Origin of the sequence: Lentihominibacter sp., assembly GCF_046951855.1 — a bacterium.
Lineage (GTDB): Bacteria > Bacillota > Clostridia > Peptostreptococcales > Anaerovoracaceae > Lentihominibacter > Lentihominibacter hominis.
Genome location: NZ_JBKTXS010000001.1, coordinates 87,767 through 112,815, shown reverse-complemented (window position 1 = coordinate 112,815; position 25,049 = coordinate 87,767). Strand labels below are relative to the sequence as shown.

25 protein-coding genes are annotated in these 25,049 nt (G+C 40.7%); 23 read left to right on the top strand and 2 right to left on the bottom strand.

From position 1 onward, the window contains the following. Positions 1–54: 54 nt before the first annotated feature. From ACLR96_RS00580 to phnX, 7 genes are all read left to right on the top strand, one after another. Positions 55–936 (top strand): SIS domain-containing protein, encoded by an 882-nt coding sequence (locus ACLR96_RS00580; RefSeq protein WP_177267897.1) that lies wholly within the window; start codon positions 55–57, stop codon positions 934–936. 169 nt (positions 937–1,105) lie between these two features. Further along, entirely contained in the window at positions 1,106–2,170 is a 1,065-nt protein-coding gene (locus tag ACLR96_RS00575; protein WP_177267895.1) for a putative 2-aminoethylphosphonate ABC transporter substrate-binding protein, read from the top strand. A 42-nt stretch (positions 2,171–2,212) separates the two neighbouring features. Beyond that, on the top strand, positions 2,213–3,214 hold the full coding sequence (locus ACLR96_RS00570; RefSeq protein WP_177267893.1) for an ATP-binding cassette domain-containing protein: 1,002 nt from the start codon (positions 2,213–2,215) through the stop codon (positions 3,212–3,214). A gap of 2 nt (positions 3,215–3,216) precedes the next feature. Then, positions 3,217–4,899, top strand: coding sequence for a putative 2-aminoethylphosphonate ABC transporter permease subunit (locus tag ACLR96_RS00565; protein WP_412265066.1), 1,683 nt, complete (start codon positions 3,217–3,219; stop codon positions 4,897–4,899). Then, the gene (phnW, locus tag ACLR96_RS00560; RefSeq protein ID WP_177267890.1) at positions 4,874–5,992 is read left to right on the top strand and encodes a 2-aminoethylphosphonate--pyruvate transaminase; all 1,119 of its coding nucleotides are present in this window, start codon (positions 4,874–4,876) and stop codon (positions 5,990–5,992) included. Before ACLR96_RS00565 ends, phnW begins: the two co-directional genes overlap by 26 nt. Further along, positions 5,989–7,149, top strand: coding sequence for a saccharopine dehydrogenase C-terminal domain-containing protein (locus tag ACLR96_RS00555; RefSeq protein ID WP_177267889.1), 1,161 nt, complete (start codon positions 5,989–5,991; stop codon positions 7,147–7,149). The genes phnW and ACLR96_RS00555 overlap by 4 nt, the downstream gene beginning before the upstream one ends. Before the next feature lie 30 nt (positions 7,150–7,179). Further along, a complete protein-coding gene (phnX, locus tag ACLR96_RS00550) occupies positions 7,180–7,965 on the top strand; it encodes a phosphonoacetaldehyde hydrolase (RefSeq protein WP_177267887.1) in 786 nt (261 codons plus the stop codon). 51 nt (positions 7,966–8,016) lie between these two features. Here phnX and dinB read toward each other — a convergent pair whose 3' ends face one another. After that, positions 8,017–9,249: a DNA polymerase IV gene (gene dinB, locus ACLR96_RS00545; RefSeq protein ID WP_177267885.1), complete on the bottom strand. Its 1,233-nt coding sequence runs from the start codon at positions 9,247–9,249 to the stop codon at positions 8,017–8,019. A 270-nt stretch (positions 9,250–9,519) separates the two neighbouring features. Further along, on the bottom strand, positions 9,520–10,053 hold the full coding sequence (locus ACLR96_RS00540) for a hypothetical protein (RefSeq protein ID WP_177267883.1): 534 nt from the start codon (positions 10,051–10,053) through the stop codon (positions 9,520–9,522). Positions 10,054–10,265: 212 nt separating this feature from the next. Between ACLR96_RS00540 and ACLR96_RS00535 the strand changes: the two genes are divergently transcribed. The 16 genes from ACLR96_RS00535 (at position 10,266) to ACLR96_RS00460 (ending at position 24,949) form a co-directional block, all read left to right on the top strand. Then, a complete protein-coding gene (locus tag ACLR96_RS00535; RefSeq protein ID WP_177267881.1) occupies positions 10,266–10,415 on the top strand; it encodes a hypothetical protein in 150 nt (49 codons plus the stop codon). 15 nt (positions 10,416–10,430) lie between these two features. Further along, positions 10,431–11,117 carry an HdeD family acid-resistance protein gene (locus ACLR96_RS00530; protein ID WP_177267879.1) on the top strand — a complete coding sequence of 229 codons (687 nt, stop codon included), beginning with the start codon at positions 10,431–10,433 and terminating at the stop codon, positions 11,115–11,117. Then, entirely contained in the window at positions 11,104–12,147 is a 1,044-nt protein-coding gene (locus tag ACLR96_RS00525) for an NAD(P)/FAD-dependent oxidoreductase (protein WP_412265065.1), read from the top strand. The genes ACLR96_RS00530 and ACLR96_RS00525 overlap by 14 nt, the downstream gene beginning before the upstream one ends. A 31-nt stretch (positions 12,148–12,178) precedes the next feature. After that, entirely contained in the window at positions 12,179–13,717 is a 1,539-nt protein-coding gene (locus ACLR96_RS00520; RefSeq protein WP_412265064.1) for an NAD(P)/FAD-dependent oxidoreductase, read from the top strand. A 61-nt stretch (positions 13,718–13,778) separates the two neighbouring features. After that, complete coding sequence (locus ACLR96_RS00515) at positions 13,779–14,042, top strand: YabP/YqfC family sporulation protein (protein ID WP_177267873.1); 264 nt, start codon at positions 13,779–13,781, stop codon at positions 14,040–14,042. Next, positions 13,990–15,222: a sporulation protein YqfD gene (locus tag ACLR96_RS00510; protein WP_177267871.1), complete on the top strand. Its 1,233-nt coding sequence runs from the start codon at positions 13,990–13,992 to the stop codon at positions 15,220–15,222. The genes ACLR96_RS00515 and ACLR96_RS00510 overlap by 53 nt, the downstream gene beginning before the upstream one ends. Positions 15,223–15,338: 116 nt before the next feature. Then, on the top strand, positions 15,339–16,301 hold the full coding sequence (locus ACLR96_RS00505) for a PhoH family protein (protein ID WP_177268017.1): 963 nt from the start codon (positions 15,339–15,341) through the stop codon (positions 16,299–16,301). A gap of 7 nt (positions 16,302–16,308) precedes the next feature. Then, on the top strand, positions 16,309–16,770 hold the full coding sequence (gene ybeY, locus ACLR96_RS00500) for an rRNA maturation RNase YbeY (protein WP_177267869.1): 462 nt from the start codon (positions 16,309–16,311) through the stop codon (positions 16,768–16,770). Between the two features lie 32 nt (positions 16,771–16,802). After that, positions 16,803–17,183: a cytidine deaminase gene (gene cdd / locus ACLR96_RS00495; protein ID WP_412265069.1), complete on the top strand. Its 381-nt coding sequence runs from the start codon at positions 16,803–16,805 to the stop codon at positions 17,181–17,183. Positions 17,184–17,206: 23 nt separating this feature from the next. Continuing rightward, the gene (era, locus tag ACLR96_RS00490) at positions 17,207–18,106 is read left to right on the top strand and encodes a GTPase Era (protein ID WP_177267867.1); all 900 of its coding nucleotides are present in this window, start codon (positions 17,207–17,209) and stop codon (positions 18,104–18,106) included. Between the two features lie 9 nt (positions 18,107–18,115). Beyond that, entirely contained in the window at positions 18,116–18,862 is a 747-nt protein-coding gene (gene recO, locus ACLR96_RS00485; protein WP_177267865.1) for a DNA repair protein RecO, read from the top strand. Positions 18,863–18,888: 26 nt separating this feature from the next. Then, positions 18,889–19,611, top strand: coding sequence for a DUF4342 domain-containing protein (locus tag ACLR96_RS00480; protein ID WP_177267862.1), 723 nt, complete (start codon positions 18,889–18,891; stop codon positions 19,609–19,611). 25 nt (positions 19,612–19,636) lie between these two features. Continuing rightward, the gene (locus tag ACLR96_RS00475) at positions 19,637–21,040 is read left to right on the top strand and encodes a glycine--tRNA ligase (RefSeq protein ID WP_177267860.1); all 1,404 of its coding nucleotides are present in this window, start codon (positions 19,637–19,639) and stop codon (positions 21,038–21,040) included. Between the two features lie 29 nt (positions 21,041–21,069). Beyond that, positions 21,070–23,691, top strand: a complete 2,622-nt coding sequence (gene ppdK / locus ACLR96_RS00470) for a pyruvate, phosphate dikinase (RefSeq protein WP_177267858.1) — start codon at positions 21,070–21,072, stop codon at positions 23,689–23,691. A 113-nt stretch (positions 23,692–23,804) separates the two neighbouring features. Further along, the gene (locus ACLR96_RS00465; RefSeq protein WP_412265063.1) at positions 23,805–24,224 is read left to right on the top strand and encodes a cupin domain-containing protein; all 420 of its coding nucleotides are present in this window, start codon (positions 23,805–23,807) and stop codon (positions 24,222–24,224) included. A 47-nt stretch (positions 24,225–24,271) separates the two neighbouring features. Further along, complete coding sequence (locus tag ACLR96_RS00460) at positions 24,272–24,949, top strand: MmcQ/YjbR family DNA-binding protein (RefSeq protein ID WP_177267855.1); 678 nt, start codon at positions 24,272–24,274, stop codon at positions 24,947–24,949. The last annotated feature ends 100 nt before the right edge of the window (positions 24,950–25,049 follow it).

The following is a 25,049-nucleotide window of genomic DNA, read 5'->3' as shown; positions in this document are numbered from 1 at the left end:
TTCTGTGACATGCGGAGATAAAATAGAGTTAAGTTTTGTAAGAAAGGTACATATATGAGCACGGAATTTATTATCAAGATAAGAAAGAATTATCGTTTGTTTCGTCCTTCAGAAAGAAAAGTGGCAGATGAAATAATAAAAGGAGGTTTTGATCCATCCAAGCTTACTATTGAAGGACTTTCAGAGTCTGCAAAAGTAAGCCAGCCCACGGTTATACGTTTTGCAAAGGCCATGGGACTGTCTGGCTTTAAGGAAGTAAAAACAGTTTTAATGAAAGAAAGTATTATGGCAGAAAAAGAAGAGCTTGAGATTGAAAAATCTCTTACATTTAATATTTCTCCTAAAGAAAAATTTATAGATATTCCTATGAAAGTGATAAGTGCCAGTATCAGACAAATGGAGGATACTCTGAAGAATCTGTCGGTATTTGAACTTATGAAGGCTTCAAAAATCATGTCAGCAAGCAAGCAGGTACTGATATTGGCAGCCGAAAATTCATCCGCTGCTGCGGAAGATCTGGCCAGTAAGCTTATATATTTGGGAATCAACGCTGTGTATCATCAGGATATTTACAGGCAGAGTATGGCTGCCGGCAGCCTGACGGAGGGTGACGCAGCTGTAGGCATATCATATACGGGATATTCTTCATGCACGGTAAAAGCTTTGAGAAGAGCCGGAGATGCAGGCGCAGCAACGGTGGCAATCACAAATTTTGAAGATTCACTTATAAACAGGTATGCAGATATTATTTTATGCACAGGCAACCAACAGCATTTATACAGTAATACGCTTTATTCAAGATGCAGCCAGCTTGCCGTAGTGGATATGATTTACTGTGGTATTCTCTCGTCAGATTATGAAAAATACTCAGAAAAAATAAAACGGCAAAGCCGTATATCGGAAGAGATCTCTTTAGAAAAAGAGCCTTTAATGTAGAAAAGTTACATAAAAAACAACCGGCGGAATTCTTTAATTGACAGAAGCTTTACATATCCTTGCTTGTTTGAAGCAAAAGTAAAAGATAAAATGCAGCTGTAAGGATCAATGAACTTTGATGTGTTCATGTCATGATCATATTTTAAGACATTTAGGAGGAAATAAAGAAATGAAGAAGAAATTACTCAGCGTTCTTTTATCTGTGACAGTTTTAGCTTCGGCTCTGTCATTTACGGCATGTTCCGATAAAGATAAAAACGTAAATACAGATGAAAAGGCCACGGAGGGAGAGTTAACAGTATATACAGCTCTGGAAGACGAGCAGGTCAGTACGTATTTGGAAGATTTTAATAAGAAGTACCCTGATATAAAAGTGAATGTTGTACGTGAATCTACGGGAATAATCACCGCTAAGCTGATTGCAGAAAAAGACAATCCGCAGGCTGACGTTGTCTGGGGAACAGCCGCTTCATCTATGATGGTGCTGGATGATCAAGGGGGGCTTAAAGGGTATGCTCCCGAGGGAGTAGAGAGAATTCTTCCGGAATTCAAGTCGGATAAAGACACTCCTACGTGGGTAGGCATAGATGCGTGGGAAACTGCAATCGTAGTGAATACGGAAGAGGCTGAAAAGCTCAATTTGCCTGAGATAAAATCATATGATGATTTGCTGGATCCGGCTTTTAAAGGTCATATAGTAATGTCAAATCCCAATTCATCAGGGACAGGGTTCCTTACAGTGTCAGCTGTTTTGCAGCTTATGGGTGAAGACGAGGGCTGGGAGTATCTGGATAAGCTTGATGAAAATATAGCTATGTATACTCATTCAGGGTCCAAACCTGCAAAGATGGCATCGTCAGGAGAATGTGCAGTAGGAATAAGCTTTGGATATGCCGGACTCAGCCAGAAAGAGGATGGGGCTCCTGTAGAGGTAATCTTCCCTGAGGAAGGGTCAGGCTGGGATCTTGAAGCTAATGCACTGATTAATAAGGACGAGATAAACCCTGTGGCTTATACATTCCTTGACTGGGCTATTTCCGACAGCGCCATGGCTCTTTATAAAGAGAATTATCCTATAATAACTACAAATGACGTAGGCGAATACGAAGGATACGAGGGAGACCCTTTAGAGCAGCTGATAGAAAATGATTTCTCATGGGCAGCCTCAAGCAGAGACGATATTCTGAAAACATGGATGGAAAAGTATGATGCTAAGTCAGAAGCTGAGGAGTAGTAAATTCTCTTCAGCCGAAGAAAAGAAGGGAGAATAAGATATATGTTTTTATCTATTCAAAATGTTAATAAAAGCTTCGGCGATCAGACAGTGTTAAAGGACGTATCGGTGGATATAGAAAAAGGAGAAATGGTGAGCATTTTAGGTCCTTCCGGCTGCGGCAAGACTACATTGCTTAAGATAATAGCAGGGCTTGAGCAGCCATCGGGCGGAAAAATTGTGATAAACGGAAGAGACTGTACTAAACTGCCTCCTTCAAAGCGAAATTTTGGGATAGTGTTTCAGTCCTATGCACTGTTTCCCAATATGACAGTAGAGCAAAATATAATGTTCGGACTCAAAGAGCAGAAGGCCTTAAGCAAGGAGGAAAGACGCTCAAGATGTGAAGAAGTGATACAAATGGTGGATCTTGAGGGTCACAGGAAAAAATATCCGTCACAACTTTCGGGTGGGCAGCAGCAAAGAACAGCTTTGGCAAGAGCTATAGCTCTTAAGCCGGAATATCTTCTCCTTGACGAACCACTGTCGGCTCTTGATGCCAAAGTAAGGGTAAAGCTTAGAACCGAGATATGCCACATACAGAAAAAGCTGGGAATAACCACTATCATGGTTACCCATGACCAGGAAGAAGCGCTGACCATGGCTGATAAGATCGTTGTAATGAATAACGCTCAGGTAGAACAGATCGGTACACCTCATGAGATTTATAACGATCCGAAAACTATATTTGTAGCCAATTTTATAGGAACCATGAATCTTTACAGAGCAAGTGACGGAGAGATGCTTGGTGTAAGACCTGAGAAAATAGGTATATCAAGAGAAATTTCTAATTCCGGAGCAGAGAGCTGGGAAGGAAGGGTAAAAGAAGTAGAATTCAGAGGCCCTCTTACAAGAGTATACGGAGAGCTTACTTCAAAGGATCCTATCTGTGTGGATATATCATCGGAGACTGTAAAGAAGCTGGCGCTTCGTTCAGAGGATGAGATCTTTTTTCAGATACCCAAAACAGGCATTCTGAGATATGTCAATAATGAGGTGGGTTGATTATGAGACGTCTTGACGGTACTGGCGGGCTGAAACCGGGGAGTATAACCATGACAGTGATGACGATGTGTTTTGTTGTCATATTAGTATGCCCGCTGTACAGCCTTTTTTCAAAAGCATTTCTTGCAGCTGATGGGACATTTGTGGGGCTTGAGAATTACATAGAATATTTCTCAACTCCATCTCTGTCGGTATCCATAGGAAATACCATAAATGTATCAGTATCTACGGCATTAATAAGCACCATTCTCGGATTTGTATACGCATATGGGCTTACGAGGACTAATATAAAGGGAAAGCAATTTTTTAGATATACAGCCCTTATACCTCTCTTTCTTCCTACTGTAGTACACGGACTCAGTCTCGTATACCTGTTTGGAACCCAGGGAGTGATAACAGACATGGGATGGGATATAGAGCTTTATGGACGCACAGGAATAATTCTTTCGGAAATAATCTATACATTCCCTCAGGCGTTCCTAATGTTTTACATAGCATTCAGATATACTGACGGCAGACTTTATGATGCGGCTGAGACCATGGGCTGCGGCAATTTGAAAAAGTTCAGATACATAACAATGCCGTCGGTGAAGTATACGCTTATAAATTGTCTTTTTGTTTGTTTCACCTTGGCATTTACTGATTTCGGAGCCCCAAAGGTTGTGGGAGGAAGCTATAATGTTCTGGCTACAGATATATACAAGCAGGTGGCAGGACAATTTGACATGAACATGGGCGCAGTGGTAGGAACATTACTTTTGATACCTGCGATTATAAGCTTCGGTATAGACAGATTGACATCAAGAGGAGCAGATGACAGTATAAGTTCAAAGGCCAGCACTCTTAAAATAAAAAAATCTGTATCAAGGGATCTTGTTTTTTATATCGTGTGCGGAGGTATGAGTCTGTGTCTGTTCATCATGGTAGGCGTTTTGTTTATGGGAGCATTTACAGAATATTACCCATATAAGATGGGCTTTACCTTTGAGCATTTTTCATTCAGCGAATCGACAGGCGGCATACAGAGTTTCATAAATTCCATCGTCATGAGTCTTTTGACGGCGGTATTGGGAACTATATTTGTCTTCGTATATGCCTATTTAATAGAGAGAAGCAAAAGTTCGCGTGTGCTGAAAAATATCGGCAGATTGCTTTCCTCTGTTCCTTTGGCGCTGCCGGGGATGGTGATAGGCCTCAGTTTCATATTTTTCTTTAACAGTAAGAGTAATCCGCTGAATTTCATATATGGTACAGTTATCATTCTGGTGCTTGCTAATATAGTTCATTTTTATTCGGTTCCTTTTGTGACAGCAAGCAGTGCACTAAAAAAACATGACAGGGATTATGAAAATGTAGCAGACAGTATGAAGATTCCGGCATGGAAGAGTTTTACCAAAGTCATAGTTCCCCTTTCTCTGCCGGCTATACTGGAGATATTCCTATACTATTTTATGAATTCAATGGTCACTGTTTCGGCTGTGGTATTTCTCTACAGCGCGCAGTTTAAGGTGGCGTCTATAGCTATAACCCACATGGAGGAGGCAGGAGATATAGCTCAGGCAGCTGCTATGAGTCTGCTGATACTTCTTGTGAATATCATAGCCAGAGGATTGTATGAAATAGTTGTATATAAGATAAGAAAGAAAGGTGAATCAACAAATGAAAACAGAAAAAGTGTTGTCTGATATTCCGGACAATCCGTATATTCTGCTTACACCGGGACCGCTGTCCACATCTGCGGCAGTACGAAATGCCATGCTCAGGGATTGGTGTACGTGGGATGAGGATTATAACATAGGAGTAGTTCAGGATATAAGAACAAGGCTTACAGAGTATGCCACATCACAGCCTGAAAAATATACGGCTGTTCTCATGCAGGGAAGCGGCTCGTTCGGGGTTGAGGCCTGTTTGGGAACTGCGGTACCGGAAGACGGCAAGCTTTTGATAATAGCAAACGGAGCTTATGGCAGACGTATGGTCAGCTTTATGCAGACCATGGGACGTTCGTATGTACTGGCAGAGTTTTCTGAAACAGAACAGCCTGACATAGATAAGGTCAATGAGATTTTGGATAAGGATAAGGAAATAAGCCATGTAGCAATGGTTTTCTGTGAGACGACTACAGGCATTTTAAATCCAGTGAGAGAAATCTGTCTTTTGGCAAAGGAAAAAGAAAAGATGACAATAGTAGATGCCATGAGCGCCTTTGGCGGGATTCCTATGGATATGGAGGGCTGGGGGATAGATTATCTCATAAGCTCATCAAATAAATGCATACAGGGCGTGCCGGGATTCAGTTTCATCATAGCTTCTGTACAAAAGCTTGCTTTATGTGAAGGCAATGCTCATTCCCACAGTCTGGATGTATACGATCAGTGGAAGACCATGGATAAAAAAGGAAAGTGGAGATTTACATCTCCCACTCATACAGTAAGGGCTTTTCAGCAGGCATTGAATGAGCTGGATAAGGAAGGCGGAATAGAGAAGCGATACAGTCGCTACAGCGAGAATCAGCAAAGGCTCAGAGAGGGCATGAAGGAAATAGGATATGAGACCCTGCTTGACGAAGGTATGCAGTCTCCTATAATAACAGCGTTTTGCTATCCTGACAGTTCTTTTGAGTTTAAGGATTTTTATGAAAAAATGAAGGAAAAGGGATTTGTCCTATATCCGGGGAAGGTTTCAGACGCCGAAACCTTTCGTATCGGTAATATAGGGGAGGTTTACAGCGAAGATATAGATAGATTGCTTAAGGCAGTCAGGGAGGTAACAGCGTGAAGGTTTTTTGTTTGGGCGCAGCAGGAAGAATAAGCAGGGAGTCTGTAATGGACCTTGTACAGCATTCGGATTTTGATACCATAACCATTGGAGATTATAATGTTGAGGAAGCCGAAAAGGTAGCACAGTGGCTTGATGATGACAGAGTCAATGTTGTAAAGGCGGACGTCAATGATGTTGAGGCCACAGCTCAGCTTATGAGGGGATACGATGTTGTCATGGATGGCACACAGATAACCCTTAACGGCAAGTCAACTGAGTGTATAGCCAAGGCAGGGTGCAGCGGTGTTAATCTCAATGGCTTCGGTGAGGAAAATCAGTGGAATGAAATGTTTAAGGCGGCAGGAAAGGTCTGCGTTCCGGGCTTTGGGATGACGCCGGGAGTTACGCAGATGATGGCCATGCACCTTTCAAATCAGTTGGACACGGTGGAGGAGGTATACGTATCACACGGAGCCTTTAGACCTTTCGCATTTTCCAAGTCCATTACGGAAACTACCACATATGAGTATGACCCGGAGCTAAAATCGAGAGTGGTCTTTGAAGACGGAGAATTTATTCAGGTTCCGCCTTTTGCAAGACCCAGGGAGGTAAAGCTTCCGCAGCCTTACGGAGACACTGTCCAGTACATAATTCCTCATTCCGAAACCATAACCCTGTCACAGGCGTTAAAGGACAAGGGAGTAAGACTGATAGAGGTAAGAGGCACATGGCCTAAGCAGAATATGACACTGGTCAGAGGACTTTACGATTACGGTATACTTAGAAATCCTGAAATACAGGTGGGCAATCAGAAGGTGGGACTGATGACTCTTATAGGAGATTATCTCGTAAACAGTGAAGAGGGTAAGAAGACGGAACTTTACGGCTACAGCCTTCACGTCGAGGTGGCAGGCATAAAGGATGGAGTGAAAAAACGCGGTATCATATATCATACGCATCCTGCCTCTGACGGCTCTGTAAAGGATTGGGAGGGGCTTAGAGCATACACTAAAAATGTGGGAATACCTCTTTCCATAGCTGCTCAGCTGCTGGCGCAGGGTAAGGTAAAAAGCAGCGGTATCTTGATACCTGAGAATGCTTTTGAGCCTGAAATTATTTTTAAGGAGTTAAAAAAGCGGGATATTTTCATGCATGAAGAATGGTGGGATATGTAGATAGCCGGCCATAAGGATTTGGAGGAAAGAATGAAAAGGATAGAAGCTGTAATATTTGACTGGGCAGGAACTACAGTTGATTTTGGTTCAATAGCTCCTGTGCAGGCATTTTTAAAAGCATTTCAGCAGTTTGGAATTACGCCGTCTCTTGATGAAGTGAGAAAACCTATGGGACTTCCCAAGTGGGATCATGTTCATACAGTGATGCAGATGCCGAGGATTTCCGGGGAGTGGCTTCGCATAAAAGGAAGACCGTGGGAAATCAGTGATGTGGACCGCATATATAAGCTCAGTGAGGAGCTTATCATGGATATACTTTCTGAATTTGGCACCCCAAAGCCATATGTGACGGAGGCTGTGACAGAGCTCAGAGCTAAAGGGATAAAGATCGGTTCCACTACAGGGTATAATGCGGAAATGATGAAGATAGTTGCTGCAGAGGCTGCGAAAAAAGGCTATAAGCCTGATGCCTGTTTTACACCTGATGATACAGAAGGAAAGGGAAGGCCATATCCTTACATGATATTTCGCAACATGGAAAGGCTGGGAGTTTCTTCGGCAGAAGCAGCCATAAAGGTGGGAGATACTGTAGCAGACATAACAGAAGGGAAAAATGCCGGACTGATATCTATAGGTATTATTGAAGGCAGCTCGGTTATGGGAATGTCTGAAGAAGAATATAATCAGATGGCTGATGCAGAAAAGGAAAAAGAAAAGGCAAGAATCGCGGAAGTTTATTTATCGGCAGGAGCTGATTATGTCATAGATAATATGAGCAGTCTTACGGCGTTGATAGAAACAATAGAAAAACAATAAAAAAATATGCCGGTTTGCAAAAAGATATGTTGTTTGCAGACCGGTATTTTGCTAATCGTTAGTGTCTTTATCAGGAAGGGTGCTTACATCCAGGCCTATGTCATTGTTGATGATTGATCCGAAATTGATGGCTCCCGATCCGAATTTTTCCCGTATGCTGTCCATCGCCCTCTCTGCTTTTTCGCTCTTTTCTACGTTTATATTTTCATCGGAAAACAGGGAAAGCTGCTGGGCCTGGTTTTCATCACAAAGATTGATGGCTGTTATGGTCAGCATTCTGATGGGGTCTCTCAGTCTCCATGATTTTTTTATTATAGATACAGCGCAGTCTGATATGATTTCTGTAAGGTTCGTCGGATTGTTGAGCTGCTGCTGTCTTGAAATGATTTTAAGGCTGGGATCTTTGATATCTACTTTTACTCCGAATGCTTTCATTTTATGTTTTCTGAGGCGTGTGGCTACAGTATCGGCAAGACCCATAACGGCAACTCTTATATCTTCCATACCTTGAAGGTTTCTTCTGAAAGTAGTTCCGTTGCCGATGGATTTTATCTGTTCCAGCTGATTGTAATGCAGTACGGGAGTAGTGTCACGCCCATTGGCATAATCGTGTATTACACTGCCCTGCTTGCCTAATATATCTGATATCATGCTTTTGTCTGACATGGCCAGTTGTCCAATGGTATTTATTCCGAACTCATGGAGTTTCTTAGCTGTGGCCTTTCCGACAAAGAACATAGCCCTGACATTCATGGGCCAGAGGATATTCCTGAAATTTTCTCTTGTTATTACTGTAGTAGCGTCGGGTTTTTTATAATTACTTCCCATTTTTGCAAAGATTTTATTGAAAGAAACTCCTGCTGAAAGGGTAAGACCGAGTTGTTCTTTCACGGTGGATCTGATGGTATCGGCTATATGACTGCCGCTTCCGAACAGATTGGTACTTCCTGTTACATCCAGCCAGGATTCGTCTATACTAAAAGGCTCAACCATATCGGTATATTTGAGATATATTTTGTTTATCAGTTTACTGTAATGCCTGTATTTATTGTGATTAGGAGGGACCACCTGAAGGGCGGGGCATTTTTTTCTCGCCTGCCACAGGGTTTCCGCTGTCATGATTCCGTATTTTTTTGCTATTTCATTTTTTGCCAGTATGATTCCATGGCGGTTTTCAGGGTTTCCGCATACCGCCATGGGTTTGTTTTTTAAATGCGGTTTGTCGATAAGTTCGACAGATGCATAAAACCCGTTCATATCGCAGTGAAGTATGATTCTGTCCATGAGTTTGTTTCCTTTATGTTTTGGATTATTTAATGTTATTATGATCAAAAAAAGGAGAAAGCAGCACGTTTGATAAAATAACAGGATATGCATTTATGGTATCGGCATATCCTGTTATTTTTAAATTTTTATTTCTGAAGTTAGATGATTTCTTTACTGTTTTCAGTCTCCCATATATCGGCAGTACAGATGAAATTCCCATATGAATTATTGTGATACCGTGTATATTTTGCCATTGGACGATGATACCGAAATATCTTCCTCTAAAAATTATACAAGTATTGTTCCGCAGTATTCACATTTGTTTTTCTGCCCCTGTATCACAGTGCAGGAAGCGCCGCAGTTCGGGCATGTGACACTGATGGCCTGTAAATGTGGATGGCCCTGAGCAGTTTTGCTTGCGGTCAATATTACCTGACTGTTAAGATTATCTATATAAAGATTAGTAATATATTCCTGATTTATGAGTTCTTTCAGTACATCTCTGGCTTCATCTCTGGACATTGATATAGCTGAGGCAACTTTAGCAAGAGGTATCGAATAATTTTCTTCGTTGAGAAAAAAGATATTGAGCTCTTTTGCCAGATTGATTAATTTGACTCTTTCATTATTATTTTTCCTGCCTCGCAATATCATGAATGCTCCGATAACGATGAAGGCTATCGATACAGGTATAGTCTTCCGTGCCTGAGGATCTGAAAACGCCATTGCCAGATTTATGACGCCCATAATACCTATTATATAGCCCCAGACTATCATACCGCGTTTTTTTTCGGATAAGTCTGCTTTTTTTGTAATATACACTTCTTCTATCCTCCATTTTCAATGTTTATATATTTTCTGAATAATTATATCATGTATCCATCATAAATCTACAGTTTTTATTAGTATGATGGGAGAAAGAATGAACGCAAAGGATAATTATGGGAAAACACATAATCTTCTTTTTCTTGAAAGGAGATTTGTGTTATAATTAAAAAAAGTATTGGACTAAGTTAGTAAGAGAGGTAGCGATTATGTTTGCAAAGATAAACAGGATTATGAGAATAGTTTTGTTGGCTGCAGGAGCTCTGTTTTTTGTTTTTAAGCTGACAGAAAAGAATAAGATCGAGAAAAAATCTGAAAAAGACGGCTTCCAGACGAAAGAATTTGATGACATTTGGTAAAGGAGTAAGTAACATATGAGAATCTGGACAATATTAAGCGGTATCCTTATGGTATTGACGGGAGCGTTTTGTTTTATGAATCCCGGACAGACTTTTCTGTCTCTGGCTTTCATCGTTGGATTGGTTATGGTTTTAAACGGCCTTATACATGCGCTTGCTTATTTTATCGGAAGAGGTCTTTACAACAAGGGAGACAACAATGGTTGGATACTGACTGACGCGTTGATAACACTTCTTCTTGGGATACTCGTATTGTGCAATCAGCTGGTGGCTGATACGGCGATTCCCATGGTATTTGGAATGTGGATGCTTGTATCGGGAATTCTTCGTGTGGAAGCAGCTACACATATCAATAAAGAGAAGAAACGCAGTAACTTCAGAGTAACTATGGCGACAGGAGTACTTACTGTATTGGTGGGAATTTTCGGCTTCATAAATCCTCTGGTGATGTGGATGACTACAGCAGTGCTTCTGGGAATGTTTATGGTAATGCAAGGAGTCAATATCATAGAGCTGGGTATTCATATGCCTCATGAAAAGAAATCATATGTAAAAATATATAAAAGAAAGCGTGAACCTATTAAGATCACCGATGAAGACGAGACTCCCGAAAAAGTTACAGAACGGCTTAAAATGAGAGAAGCTGCCGAATCTGAAACTGACGGAGGATCAGGAGAGGCGCGGACAGATGAAAAAATATGATGTATGTATTATAGGGGGTGGGGCTGCCGGTTTGGCTGCCGCTGCCTCTTTAAATAACAGTATAAGTATTTGTATGCTGGAAAAGAACGAGATTCCGGGGAAAAAGATCATGGCGACAGGAGGAGGACGATGTAATATTACTAACGCCGCCTGTGAGGGCAAAGATCTGACCCTGGATTTTTTTAAATCGCTGGGACTTGAAACCTACAGTGATAATGAGGGCAGATATTTTCCCTATTCAAATCATGCTCCTGATGTGGTTAAAATATTGCTCGGAGCAATCAAAGGGAAAGGGGCGGATCTCATAACGGATATTTGTGTCGACGGGATCTCATGCAGTAAGGGCTATTTTTTTGTTTCTTACGAAAAAGGGAAATGTGTATTGGCGGATAATGTGATTATGGCTATGGGAGGAAAAGCAGCTCCCCAGTTCGGAACTACGGGTGACGGATATTCCATTGCTAAGTCATTGGGACATAGTATAGAAAAAGTATATCCGATATTAGCGCCGATACAGTGTGGAGATTTCAGGACGATTAAAGGTGTAAGAGCCAGAGGTACAGTTAGCCTTTATAAGGATGGGGATATGATCTGCAGACAGACAGGAGAAATACAGTTTACCGAAGATGGGATTTCAGGTATATGTGTATTTAATATTACACCTTATATAAAAGCTGATGAGGGAGAGCAGTTTCATACCGCTTTAAAGCGGTATGTGCTGGAGCTTGATTTGGCGCCTGATTTTACACAGAAACAGTTGGAGAAAAGATCAGGATCGTTTGGGATATTATCGGATAAACTGGCATCTTGTGTGAGCCTTGATAATATAAAAAGATGGAGGATTCCCGTCAAAGGAGTCAAAGGCTGGAAAAATGCCCAATGTACAGCGGGAGGCGTATGCCTTAATGAGATATATATGGATTCCATGGAATCAAAGATAGTAAAGGGGCTGTTTTTTGCCGGAGAGATTATAAATGTTCAGGACCGTGTGGAGGATATAATCTGCAGAATGCGTGGGAGACAGCAATAAGAGCCGCTGAAACTTTGAATGGAAGGTTGAAATGAGATACAGAATAAACCAGATAAAGCTTAACGTAGGTCAGAGCAGGGACGATATCCCAAAGGCAATAAGAAAAAAGCTGAGAAAGCCAAAGCTTAAAATATACGACATGCAGATTGTAAAGGAATCGGTAGATGCCAGAAAGAAGCACGATATCAGGCTGGTGTACACCGTTGATTTTTCGTGCAGGGAAAAGCTTAGTCTTGAGAGTCCTTCAAACAGAGATTATGACAGTATGGCAAAAAAGACAGGACCGTGGGATTACGACAAAAGACCTGTTATAGCAGGCTTTGGACCGTGTGGAATGTTTACCGCTCTCATACTGGCCGAGGCGGGAAAAAGGCCTGTGGTGATAGAGCGGGGACAATCGGTGGATGAGAGAGTAAAGTCTGTTGAAAAATTCTGGAGTGAAGGCGTTTTGGATCCTGAATCAAATGTTCAGTTTGGAGAAGGAGGCGCGGGAACGTTTTCTGACGGCAAACTGACTACAGGAATAAAAGATATTAGGATATCTAAGGTTTTGAAGGAATTTACAGAGGCAGGAGCCCATGAGGAAATACTTTACAAGCAGAAACCTCATATAGGAACGGACAAGCTGAGAGATATTGTTAAGAACATAAGACATAAAATAGAGTCTCTGGGTGGCAATATTTTTTTTGATACAAGGCTTGATGGTATCATAACAGAGGAAAGCGCCGAAGGAAGACGGATTAAAGGTGTGAAGCTTTTGCAGCGTGGAGCGGGAATCATTGAACTGGAAACAGACAGCCTTGTTCTCGCCATAGGCCACAGTGCCAGAGATACATTCGAGATGCTTTTCCGTGAAGGTTTTAAAATGGAGCAGAAGCCTTTTTCCATAGGGGTGAGGATAGAACATCTTCAGAAGGATATAGACAGAGCTCAGTACGGAAGTGCAGTATTGGCAGAAACGCTGGGAGCAGCAGATTATAAGCTGAATCACAGATGTCAAAACGGCAGAGGGGTGTACACTTTTTGTATGTGTCCCGGCGGATCAGTGATAAATGCGGCATCTGAAAGACATACTGCCGTGACAAACGGAATGAGCAACAGTGACAGAAAGGGCATATATGCAAACAGCGGGCTTCTTGTGGATGTATTGAGAGAAGATTTTCCATCGGAGCATCCTCTGGCGGGAGTCGAGTTTCAGAGAAAATATGAGAGACTTGCATATGAAAACGGAAAGGGAAATCTTCCTAAGACTAAGTACAAAAATTTTCGTGAAAATAATAATGATGCAGTAAGAAAAAGTATTCCGGAATTTGCTGCTGAATCGATAATAGAAGCCATGCCGTTTTTCGGAAAAAAACTTTTGGGCTTTGACAGTGATGAAGCTGTTTTGACAGCGGTGGAAACCAGAAGTTCGTCACCTGTGAGGATATTGAGAGACAGTGATCATCAGTCTGATATAAAAGGTATTTTTCCTGCCGGTGAAGGGCCGGGATATGCAGGAGGCATAATGTCTGCTGCAGTCGATGGAATAAAGACGGCAGAGAAAATATTGAATGTGATATTTCTTTAAAAACTGAATATAATTTATCATGCTATATGAGTGTTAGCAAATACGAAATCAAGGAGATGCCATGTCCATCAAGGAAGAGCTGCTGTTTGACTTTGCGCTGAATATGCCGAGGGTTCTGGTAACAGGAAAAACCACTGTACTGGACAATGTTAAGAAAGTGATGCTGCTGACCGACAGTCAGATAGTCGTTTTTAACGGACAGAAGTATACTTCTGTCACAGGGGATGGGTTTGTCATAACTGAACTTAAAGAGGGAAGGATGCTGGTGTCAGGTGAAGTTGAAGAAATTCGGTTTTTTGCGTCATTACAAGAAGATAAAGGTTGAAGGTACTGACCTAAATGGTATTGTCAACAAGTGCATGAAAAACGGGATCCCTATGAGAAACCTAAAGTGGAAAGATCCCCTGGAATCTACCGTTGAGATAAAGGGGGAGGATTTTCAGGGGCTAAAAAAAACGGCGGGACATTCATATAAAGTGACTGTTTTAAAAGAGGGCGGAGTTATTCCACTTTTCAAAAGCATGAAAGCCAATATAACAGCAATTGTAGGCGCCTTTTTACTGGGTGCTTTTATTTTTTATCAGAGTCTGTTTGTTGCTGAAATAAGAATAGACGGTTACAGAAGTATAAGCGAGGAAAGCTTACGGAAAGTCATTGCTGATGCAGGCCTTTATGAGGGAGCCAGAAAGTCTGAGGATTATAATCATATCAAAGAGGCCTTGTACAGAGAATTCGGGCAGATAACATGGGTAAGTGTATATGAAGATGGCCGACTTGTGGAAGTCGATATTTCAGAGGCGTCTAAACAGGAAGAAGCTGAAGTGGAAGATGAGACTCCTGTAGATATCGTAGCAGACCGGGCAGGTATGATAGAGAAAATTCTTCCGCTGAAAGGCAATGCATGTGTTCAGAAAGGAGAATATGTCAATAAAGGAGATGTTCTTATAAGTGGAGCTTTTGAATATCAGAGCAGTGATTACAGCAGGGGAGATGATATTTTTACAATGTACAGTCATGCATCAGGACAGGTATATGCTAAAGCTCCTCTCAGACTCACATATTATGTTGAGAAAAATCAGAGAAGAAAAGAGAAAACAGGGAAATTTATTCCCGGTATATATATAAAATTCGGTGATGCAGAGGTAGATACAGCAGCAGGGTTAAATAAATATGAAGTCTCGGAAAGAGAAGAAATAAAAATCCTTGATATTGTGAAACCTCTGCCTGTAAAGATATCACTTATTAAAATACAAGAAGTTGAAATAAAAGAGCGGCATCGTGATATGAATAAGGTTAAAGAAGTAGTGGAAGCTGCTGTGAGGCAGTACCAGAAAGATAATCTGAAAGAAGGCGAAGAAATTTTGACACAGAATATAGATTATTCAGAAAGTCAGGGTGTTATAAAGGCAGATGTTCTTTTGGAAGTGCTGGAAGAAATAGGAGCAGAAAAAATAATAAAGGTTAAAGAAGAAGAAAAAACAGAAGAAAATCAGTTAGAGGAATAAATAGTTTGAATTTTCCTCTGTAAGAAAATATAATAAGAATGTGTAATATTACGGAATAAGGATTTTATGTCAAAAGGAGAATTTATTTGGAAGATCACAAAGGAAAAAAAGCTGATATGGTGAATGTCGATATAAGCGATACCATAGACAGGGGAGAGCTTTTTGGCGGGCTTGACAAGAATCTCAAATTGATAGAAGACAATTTGAATGTAGATATAATACAAAGAGACAATAAGTTGATATTAAAGGGCGCCAATACATCTCAAGCAGAAAAGATAATCAGAGAGATGATGGGTGTTTTGGAAAGAGGAGAAAAGTTGGACGAGCAGAAGATAAACTATATTGCAGATCTGAGTCATAACGGAATCTCATATAAAAAGGAGAACGTCGGCGGAGATATAATCTGTTTTACTCATGAAGGAAAACCGTTAAGACCCAAGACCATAGGACAGAAGGTCTATGTTGACTGCATAAGGAAAAAAGATATCGTATTTGGGATAGGTCCTGCGGGAACGGGTAAGACGTACATCGCTGTAGCTATGGCAGTAAACGCTTTTAAGAATAAGGAAGTGCAGAAGATAATACTTGCAAGACCTGCCGTTGAAGCGGGAGAGCGTCTGGGGTTTCTTCCGGGAGATCTTCAGGAAAAGGTGGATCCATATTTGAGACCTCTATATGATGCTCTGTATGATGTGCTGGGAAGAGAAAGTGCTCTGAGACTGAAGGAAAAAGAAGTGATAGAAGTGGTTCCTCTTGCTTATATGAGAGGAAGAACTCTGGATAATTCATTTATAATATTGGATGAGGCTCAAAATACTACTCCGGAACAGATGAAAATGTTTCTTACAAGAATGGGTTTTGGATCAAAAGTAGTAGTGACAGGGGACGTTACTCAGATAGATCTTCCCAGAGGAAAGAAATCAGGTCTTATAGAGGCTTCAAGAATTCTTAAAGATGTAAAAGAAATCAGTTTCTGTTATATGAAGGATGTGGACGTTGTGAGGCATCAGCTTGTTAAGAAAATAATCAATGCTTATGATGTATATTACAAAGCTCATCCGCCTAAGGAGGAAGAATAACAGTCATATGAGAATCTTATGCAGCAGCGAAATAGAAAAAAACAGCAGGATTATGGATATATTTACAAAAGCCGCTTCATTGTGTATGGAGGGAGAAGGTCTGTCTCCGATCAATGCAGAAATCAGTCTGAGTTTTGTATCTCAGGAAGAAATCCAAAGACTTAACAAAATGTACAGAAATATAGATAATTATACAGACGTGCTGTCATTTCCTATGATTGAAGATTTCAACCTGATACATGATGGTGAAGAGATACTTTTGGGAGATGTGGTGATTTGTACGGAACAGGCAAAGAGGCAGGCAGAAGAATACGGTCACTGTGAGGAGAGAGAATTCGTGTATCTGTTTGTTCACAGTGTTTTGCATCTTCTGGGGTATGATCACATGAATGAACAGGAAAAGGCGGATATGAGAAAAAGAGAAGAAGAGATCATGTCCGAGCTGGGCCTTGAGAGGAAGATGAAGTGAAAGAAAATACAGAAAAAATGATCAGCAGTAAAATGGCAAAATTATTATATGATACTGCCTCAAAGATATCGGAAAACGCTTATGCTCCCTTTTCCGGCTTTAAAGTAGGCGCTGCTCTTTTAACTTCAAGCGGAAGTATATATACCGGGGTGAATGTGGAGAATTCGTCTTACGGAGCCGCAATATGTGCAGAGAGGACCGCCTTTGTCAAAGCCATATCGGAAGGAGAAAGAGAGTTTGTCGCCATTGCTGTGGCGGCCGGCAGTACGGAATCTTTTCCTTGTGGGATATGCAGACAGTTTATGTATGAATTCGGAAGTGAATTATATATTATTACAGGTACAGATAGAGAAAATCTAAATGTGAGAAAGCTTAGTCAGCTTTTCCCTGTTGGATTTGTCTTAAAGCGCTGATGTGAAAGAACAGGAGATTATTTATGAAGACAGGTTTTGTAGGTATTGTAGGAAGGCCCAATGTAGGAAAATCCACATTGCTTAATGCAATTCTGGGTGAGAAAATAGCCATAACCACAGATAAGCCTCAGACTACGAGAAATGCCATACGAGGTATATACACTCATTATGCTGATGATAATATAAACGAGGATACTCAGATGGTATTCATAGATACGCCCGGCATCCATAAACCGAGGACAAAACTCGGAAAATATATGACAGATTCGGCAGTCAATACTTTTAAAGAAGTAGAAGCTGTTATTTTTATAGTGGATGATAGACTGTCGGCAGGGCCGGGAGACAAATATATAGTAGATATGCTTAATGAGGTGACAACTCCCAAGATTTTGGTAATAAATAAAATTGACAAGATGGAGCCTGATGTGTTTGAGGAGATATACAATGAGTATGACCAGCTTGAGATATTTGAAAATATATTCGGCGTTTCTGCAAAAGAAGGCATAAATGTTCATGATGTGATAAAATGCGCTCTGGGTTTTATGGAAGAGGGACCTATGTTTTTTCCTGATGACATGGTCACTGAGCATCCGGAGAGATTTATAGTAAGCGAGATCATAAGGGAAAAGATTCTGATGTATCTTCAGGAAGAAGTCCCTCATGGTGTTGCCGTGGAAATTGAGCAGTTTAAAGAAGAAAGCAGTATCACAAAGATCAGTGCGGTAATATACTGTGAGAAAAAGTCTCATAAAGGAATGATAATTGGAAAAGGCGGAAGAAAGCTGAAAGGAATAGGGAAAAGCGCCAGAGAAGAAATAGAAGCTCTGCTGGGAGAGAAAGTATTTTTAGAACTTTGGGTAAAAGTCAAAGAAAACTGGAGAGACAGCGATATCGCACTTTCCAATTTTGGATATAAGGAGTAGGTGGGGACATTGCTTACGGATACAGAGGGCATTGTGCTCAGACAAGTGAAAACTTCATATGGAAGGCGCATGATACTTCTCTTTTCCAAAAAGTACGGTAAGATAAGTGCAGGGACCAGTATAGCCGAAAGAGGAAAAAATAAAAGTTCTCTGGCTTTGAGACCTTTTACTTATGGCAGATATGAGCTGTTTAAAAACAGAGACAGTTATAATATAAACAGCGCAGATGTCCTAAAAAGCTACTACGGCATAGGAGAAGATGTGGATAAATATATGAACGGAGCTTATGTTTTGGAATTTACCGAACGGGTATTGTCGGAAGAGGTACCTGCTCCTGCGATATTTAATCTTCTTATTGATTTTTTTGATTTGCTTGAAATGAGAAAAAAGGGAATCGGAACACTTGTACTGGCATATCAAACGAAAGTTTTTAAATATTCAGGAGTTATGCCTCAGCTTGAACGATGTGCGGTGTGCGGAGAGAAGAAAGCTGCGGTTAAATTCAGTGTGAAGGAGGGCGGTATAGTATGTAGTGACTGCCTTCAAAGTATTGAAAATTTAGAACGTCATACATTGATTTATGATGTTAAATTTGGTATATTAGATATATTGAAGTATTTTACGGCGAATCCGTTAAAAAAACTGGAAAACCTTGCATTGAAAGAAGACGCAGGTAAGCTGCTGCAGAAGATAATAAGAGATTATGCGGCATATTATCTGGATGCTTCGGATTTGAAAAGTGAAAAACTTATATAAGTATAAATATGAACAGGAGGTAAAATATGGAAATCACATTAGAGAAGATAGAATTGGTGAAAGATAGAACGGGGGTAACATATGCCGAGGCCAAAGCAGCATTGGAAGAGGCTGACGGCAGTGTGGTAGATGCAATAATAGCTATAGAGGAGACAATAAACGCAGGGCAGAAAAAGAGAGGTTTCGGGAAAAAAGGAGAAGCCTTGTTTGAAAGTATCAAAGCACTTGTGAGCAAAGGAAACGTTTCAAAGATACAGGTGAAAAGGGAGGGTGAAATAGTTCTCAATGTTCCCGTAAACGCAGGAATAGTAGGAGTAGTGATAGCCCCTTTAGCTTCTGTAGTCGCAGTAGTCGCCGCATTTGGATTTAAGTGTACCATAGAAGTAATTAAAGATGACGGGACTATTATAGATGTAAGCGATGCAGTCACTGATGCCATGGGAACGGTAGTTGAAAAGAGCAGTACTGTCGTGGATGAAGTGAAGGAAAAAAGTTCACAGATATATCAGAAGGGAAAAGAAAAGGCTGAAGAAGCCATGAGTCGCATGAAGAAAGATACTGAAGAGTTTGATTTCTCAGAGTGTTTTGAGGAAAATGATTCGGATGTGGAGATAAAGGCAGAGGATGAAGATGTTGACAGCATAGATGTTGAGAAAAGTGCTTCTGATACGGCTGAAGATCCGACTGCTGACACAAAGACAGAAGGCGAGTCGGCAGAAGAATCTTTAAAACAGGAAGAAGAAAAATAAGACGAAAAGAAGGAAGTAATAAAACATGAGCAGAGAAGTAACAATGGAGAAGCTTACAGCCCTTGCAAAGAACAGAGGATTTATATATCCCGGCTCAGAGATCTACGGAGGACTTGCCAATACATGGGATTACGGTCCGCTGGGAGTGGAATTCAAGAATAATATCAAGAAAGCCTGGTGGAAAAAATTCGTGCAGGAATCAAAATATAATGTAGGTCTTGATGCAGCAATATTGATGAATCCGCAAACATGGGTGGCTTCAGGTCACGTGGGAGGTTTCGCAGATCCTCTGATTGACTGTAAGAGCTGTAAATCCAGATTCAGGGCAGATCAGCTCATCGAAGGATGGCTGAAAGATCAGGGTATGGATGATATCACTGTAGACGGATGGTCAAATGAAAAGCTGCAGTCTTTTATCGAAGAAAAAGGCATCAAGTGTCCTGAATGCGGAAAAGCCGATTTTACGGGAATCAGACAGTTTAATTTGATGTTTAAAACGTTTCAGGGTGTTACTGAGGATTCAAAGGCAGAGATTTTTCTCAGACCTGAAACTGCGCAGGGAATATTTGTAAACTTCAAAAATGTACAGAGAACTTCAAGAAAGAAAGTGCCTTTTGGAATAGCTCAGGTAGGAAAATCTTTCAGAAATGAAATAACACCGGGAAATTTTATTTTCAGAACAAGGGAATTTGAACAGATGGAGCTCGAATTCTTCTGCGCTCCCGGAACAGATCTTCAGTGGTTTGCTTATTGGAAAGACTATTGTGTAAACTTCCTTAAATCTTTGGGAATGAAGGAAGAAAATATAAAGCTCAGAGACCACGATGAGGAAGAGCTTTCCCATTACAGCAATGCTACTACAGATATAGAATACAGATTCCCGTTTGGATGGGGAGAGCTTTGGGGCATAGCTGACAGAACAGATTTTGATCTTAGGCAGCATATGGAACATTCAGGTCAGGATATGAGCTATCTTGATCCGGAAACAAATGAAAAATATGTGCCATATTGTATAGAACCGTCTCTGGGAGCAGATCGTGTGGCTCTGGCATTCCTTACAGATGCATATGACGAGGAGGTTCTCACAGACAGCAAAGGCAAAGAGGATGTGAGAACAGTACTTAGACTTCACCCTGCTCTGGCTCCGTTTAAGGCTGCGGTACTGCCTCTGGCAAAGAAACTGGCTCCTGTTGCGGAACCTATTTATGAAGAACTTGTAAAATATTTTCCTGTTGATTATGATGTTACAGGATCTATCGGGAAAAGATACAGGAGAGAAGACGAGATAGGAACCCCATTCTCTATCTGTGTTGACTTTGATACTGAGACAGACGGTTGTGTAACAATAAGAGACAGAGATACAATGGAACAGATTCGCATACCTGTAGAACAGGTCAAAGAATATATAGAACAAAGATTAGTCTTTTAATTATTAAAGCGAGGAGAGTAAAAGGAAAAATGAAAAAATTTGTTTATTCATTTAATGAAGGCTCAAAGGACATGAAGGACTTGTTGGGCGGAAAGGGCGCAAATCTGGCAGAGATGACGAAGATCGGCCTGCCTGTACCTTTCGGATTCACAGTAACTACTGAAGCATGCAACAGATATTATGAAGAAGGAAAGACTATCGGAGATGATATCGTAGAATCCATTTTCGAAAAGCTGGAAGAGCTTGAAAACGTGACAGGCAAGAAGTTCGGCGATGTAGGCAATCCGCTGCTGGTTTCAGTTCGTTCCGGAGCTAAGATATCCATGCCTGGAATGATGGATACTATTTTGAACCTGGGTTTAAATGATGAGACAGTAGAAGGGTTGGCAACACTTACTGAAAACCCTCGTTTCGCATATGACAGCTACAGAAGATTTATTCAGATGTTCGGCGATGTAGTTATGGAAATCGACAAAAGAAAGTTTGATGCTATATTCGACGGAAAGAAGGAAGAAAGAGGATGTGAGTTTGATGTAGATCTTACAACAGATGATCTTAAGGATATCATATCAGGGTATAAGGCTCTTGTTAAAGAAGAAATGGGGAGAGACTTCCCGCAGCAGCCTAAAGATCAGCTGATGGAAGCTATAATGGCGGTATTCAGATCATGGAACAACGACAGAGCTATACTTTACAGAAAACTCAATGAAATACCTGACAGCATCGGTACTGCAGTAAACGTACAGTCTATGGTGTTCGGAAATATGGGCGATACGTCCGGAACAGGTGTTGCATTTACAAGAAATGCTGCTAACGGTGAGAAGGCGCTGTTTGGAGAATTTCTGGTTAACGCTCAGGGAGAAGATGTTGTTGCGGGTATCAGAACACCTCAGCCTATCGCTGAAATGGCGCAGGCGTTCCCTGAAGTATACAAAGAATTTGTGAGGATTGCAGAACTCCTTGAAAACCACTATAAAGATATGCAGGATATGGAGTTTACCGTTGAGAGGGAAAAACTCTACATGCTTCAGACAAGAAACGGGAAGAGGACAGCTCCTGCGGCTGTAAAAATAGCAGTTGATATGGAGGCAGAAGGCCTTATAGATAAGGAAACTGCCATTATGAGAATAGAACCTGCACAGATAGATCAGCTCTTGCACCCTATGTTTGATGAAGCAGAGCTGGCTAAGGCGGAAAAACTTGCAAAGGGACTTCCGGCATCTCCGGGAGCGGCTACAGGTAAGATTTACTTCAATGCATCAGATGCAGAAGCAGCTGCAGCCAATGGCGAGAAGGTAATATTGGTAAGACTTGAAACATCACCTGAAGATCTTGCAGGTATGGTTGCTGCAGAAGGTATACTTACAGCAAGAGGCGGAATGACATCTCATGCTGCGGTAGTTGCCAGGGGAATGGGTAAGTGCTGCGTGTCAGGATGCTCAGAGATTAAGGTTGATGAAGATAATAAGAAACTGGGAATCGGTGAGTATACATTTGTTGAAGGAGATTACATATCACTTAACGGAAGTGCAGGCGATGTGCTTAAAGGTCAGATAAAGACTGTTCCGCCTGAACTTTCTGGAGACTTTGGGAAAATCATGTCATGGGCTGATGAGATAAGAACGCTGAAGATCAGAACAAATGCCGACAATCCGAGAGATGCTAAGCAGGCTGTGGAGTTTGGTGCAGAGGGTATAGGTCTGTGCAGAACAGAGCATATGTTCTTTGAAGAAGAGAGAATACCTGCCATCAGAAGGATGATTATGGCTGACACAGAAGCAGAGAGAAGAGAAGCGCTTAAATTCCTCCTTCCGTATCAGAAAGGTGATTTCAAGGGAATATACGAAGCTATGGGTGACAGACCTGTGACTATAAGACTGTTGGATCCGCCGCTTCATGAGTTTATTCCTCATACAGACGAAGAACTTCATGATTTGGCAAAGCAGATAAATGTTTCATATGAAAAATTGGCAAAAAAGGCAGAAGAACTTCATGAATTCAACCCTATGCTTGGGCATAGAGGCTGCAGACTTGCAGTAACATATCCAGAGATTGCTGAGATGCAGGCAGAAGCTATCATAAGGGCTGCTATAGAAGTCAGAGCGGAAAAGGGTCTGGATATAGTTCCTGAGATTATGATACCACTGATTGGCCTTAAGTCAGAGCTGGCTGATGTCAAGGCTACAGTTGTCAAAACCGTAGAATCTGTGATGGAAGCGGAAGGCGTGAAATTTGACTATCTGGTAGGTACAATGATTGAGATACCAAGAGCAGCTCTCACTGCTGATGAGATAGCGCAGGAAGCGGAATTCTTCTCTTTTGGAACGAACGATCTCACTCAAATGACGTTTGGATTCTCAAGAGATGATACAGGTAATATCATCAAGGAATATATAGACAAGGGTATCTTTGAAGAAGATCCGTTCCAGAGTATAGATCAAGTAGGTGTAGGCAAATTGGTAAGAATGGCTGTGGATCTCGGAAAGCAAACGAGACCTAATATTAAGCTGGGAATATGCGGAGAACACGGAGGAGATCCTAAGTCTATAGCATTCTGTAATGAAATAGGTCTTCATTATGTATCATGCTCGCCGTTCAGAGTTCCTATTGCAAGACTTGCGGCAGCACAGGCAGCTATTGCACAGAAATAGATTCAAATAATTTAAAAGATCAAAAGCGTACCATTAGAAATGGCGGTACGCTTTTTTTGTGCGGCAAATGTTATATTTACAGATATACATTGAAGCGGAGATAATATATAGAAATGTTGCAACATATGAAGTATAATGACGAAGAGATCAATCAACATTTTCAACTGAATATTATCAGGAAAAATAAAAAAGGGAGAATAGATATGCTTATAGAGTTTAATGAAATGGTTGGAAGAACTATCACAGGAATGAATGGCGGAGACGGAGAAATAACTGCTAAAATGTTTGCTGATCAACAGGGGAAGATAATTTTTTGCTGTATCCATCCCGGAGGATCTATAGGTCTGCATATACATAAGACAAGCGATGATATCAATTATGTTATTTCCGGCACAGGGCTTGCAACTTGTGACGGAAATGATGAGGTTTTAACAGCGGGATCGTGTCACATATGTAAAAAGGGTTCTCAGCACAGTATTATGAATACAGGAAGCGAGGATTTAGTTCTTCTCACAGTGGTAACAGAACGATAATTTTGGATTTTATTATATCTGATATTGCGAAAAGGAAGATGAAATAGATGATAATCGATATAAATGATATTTTTAAATACAAGGTGATAAATGAATTAAAGCTATTGGATTATGGTTTTAAAAAAACGAATTTTGGATTTATTAAAGAAATACCTATTATAGGGAATAAATTTAATATGATTATTACAATATATGCTGATGGGTCTGTACAGTATAAAGTAGTAGATACAGAAGAACGGGAAGAGTATATTCCGGTCAGTGTAAAAAGTGCAGAAGGCAGCTTTATCGGAAAGATACGCGAGGCTTGCGAGAAGTTTTTGCTGGAAATATCACAAAAGTGTTTTGATACTGAAATGTTCAAAGGAGAACAGACAAAGAGAATTCTTGATTTTATCAGGTCAAAGCATGAAACGGAGCCTGAGTTTTTATGGGAGAGGTATCCTGATTATGCTGTTTTCAGAAGACATGATAACGATAAGTGGTTTGCTCTTATTATGACAGTAGATAAAGCCAAGTTAGGTTTCTCAAAACATGAGAATGCTGAGATAATAGATTTGAAGGCGGATCCTCATTATGTGAAATGTTTGCTGGATGAAGAAGGGTTTTATCCAGCTTATCATATGAACAAAAAACATTGGTTCACTGTATTTTTAGATGAAAGTATTTCGGATGATATCATTTTTTCTCTGATTTCGTCCAGTTTTGAATGTGTTGGTGATAAATAGCAGTGTATATGGTTTACTGGTGGTTGATTTTTATAAAATAAGTCAAAAAAGACTCCATTGTTCTCAGATTTCTGACCTGTTATTATGTATGAAAGAGGTA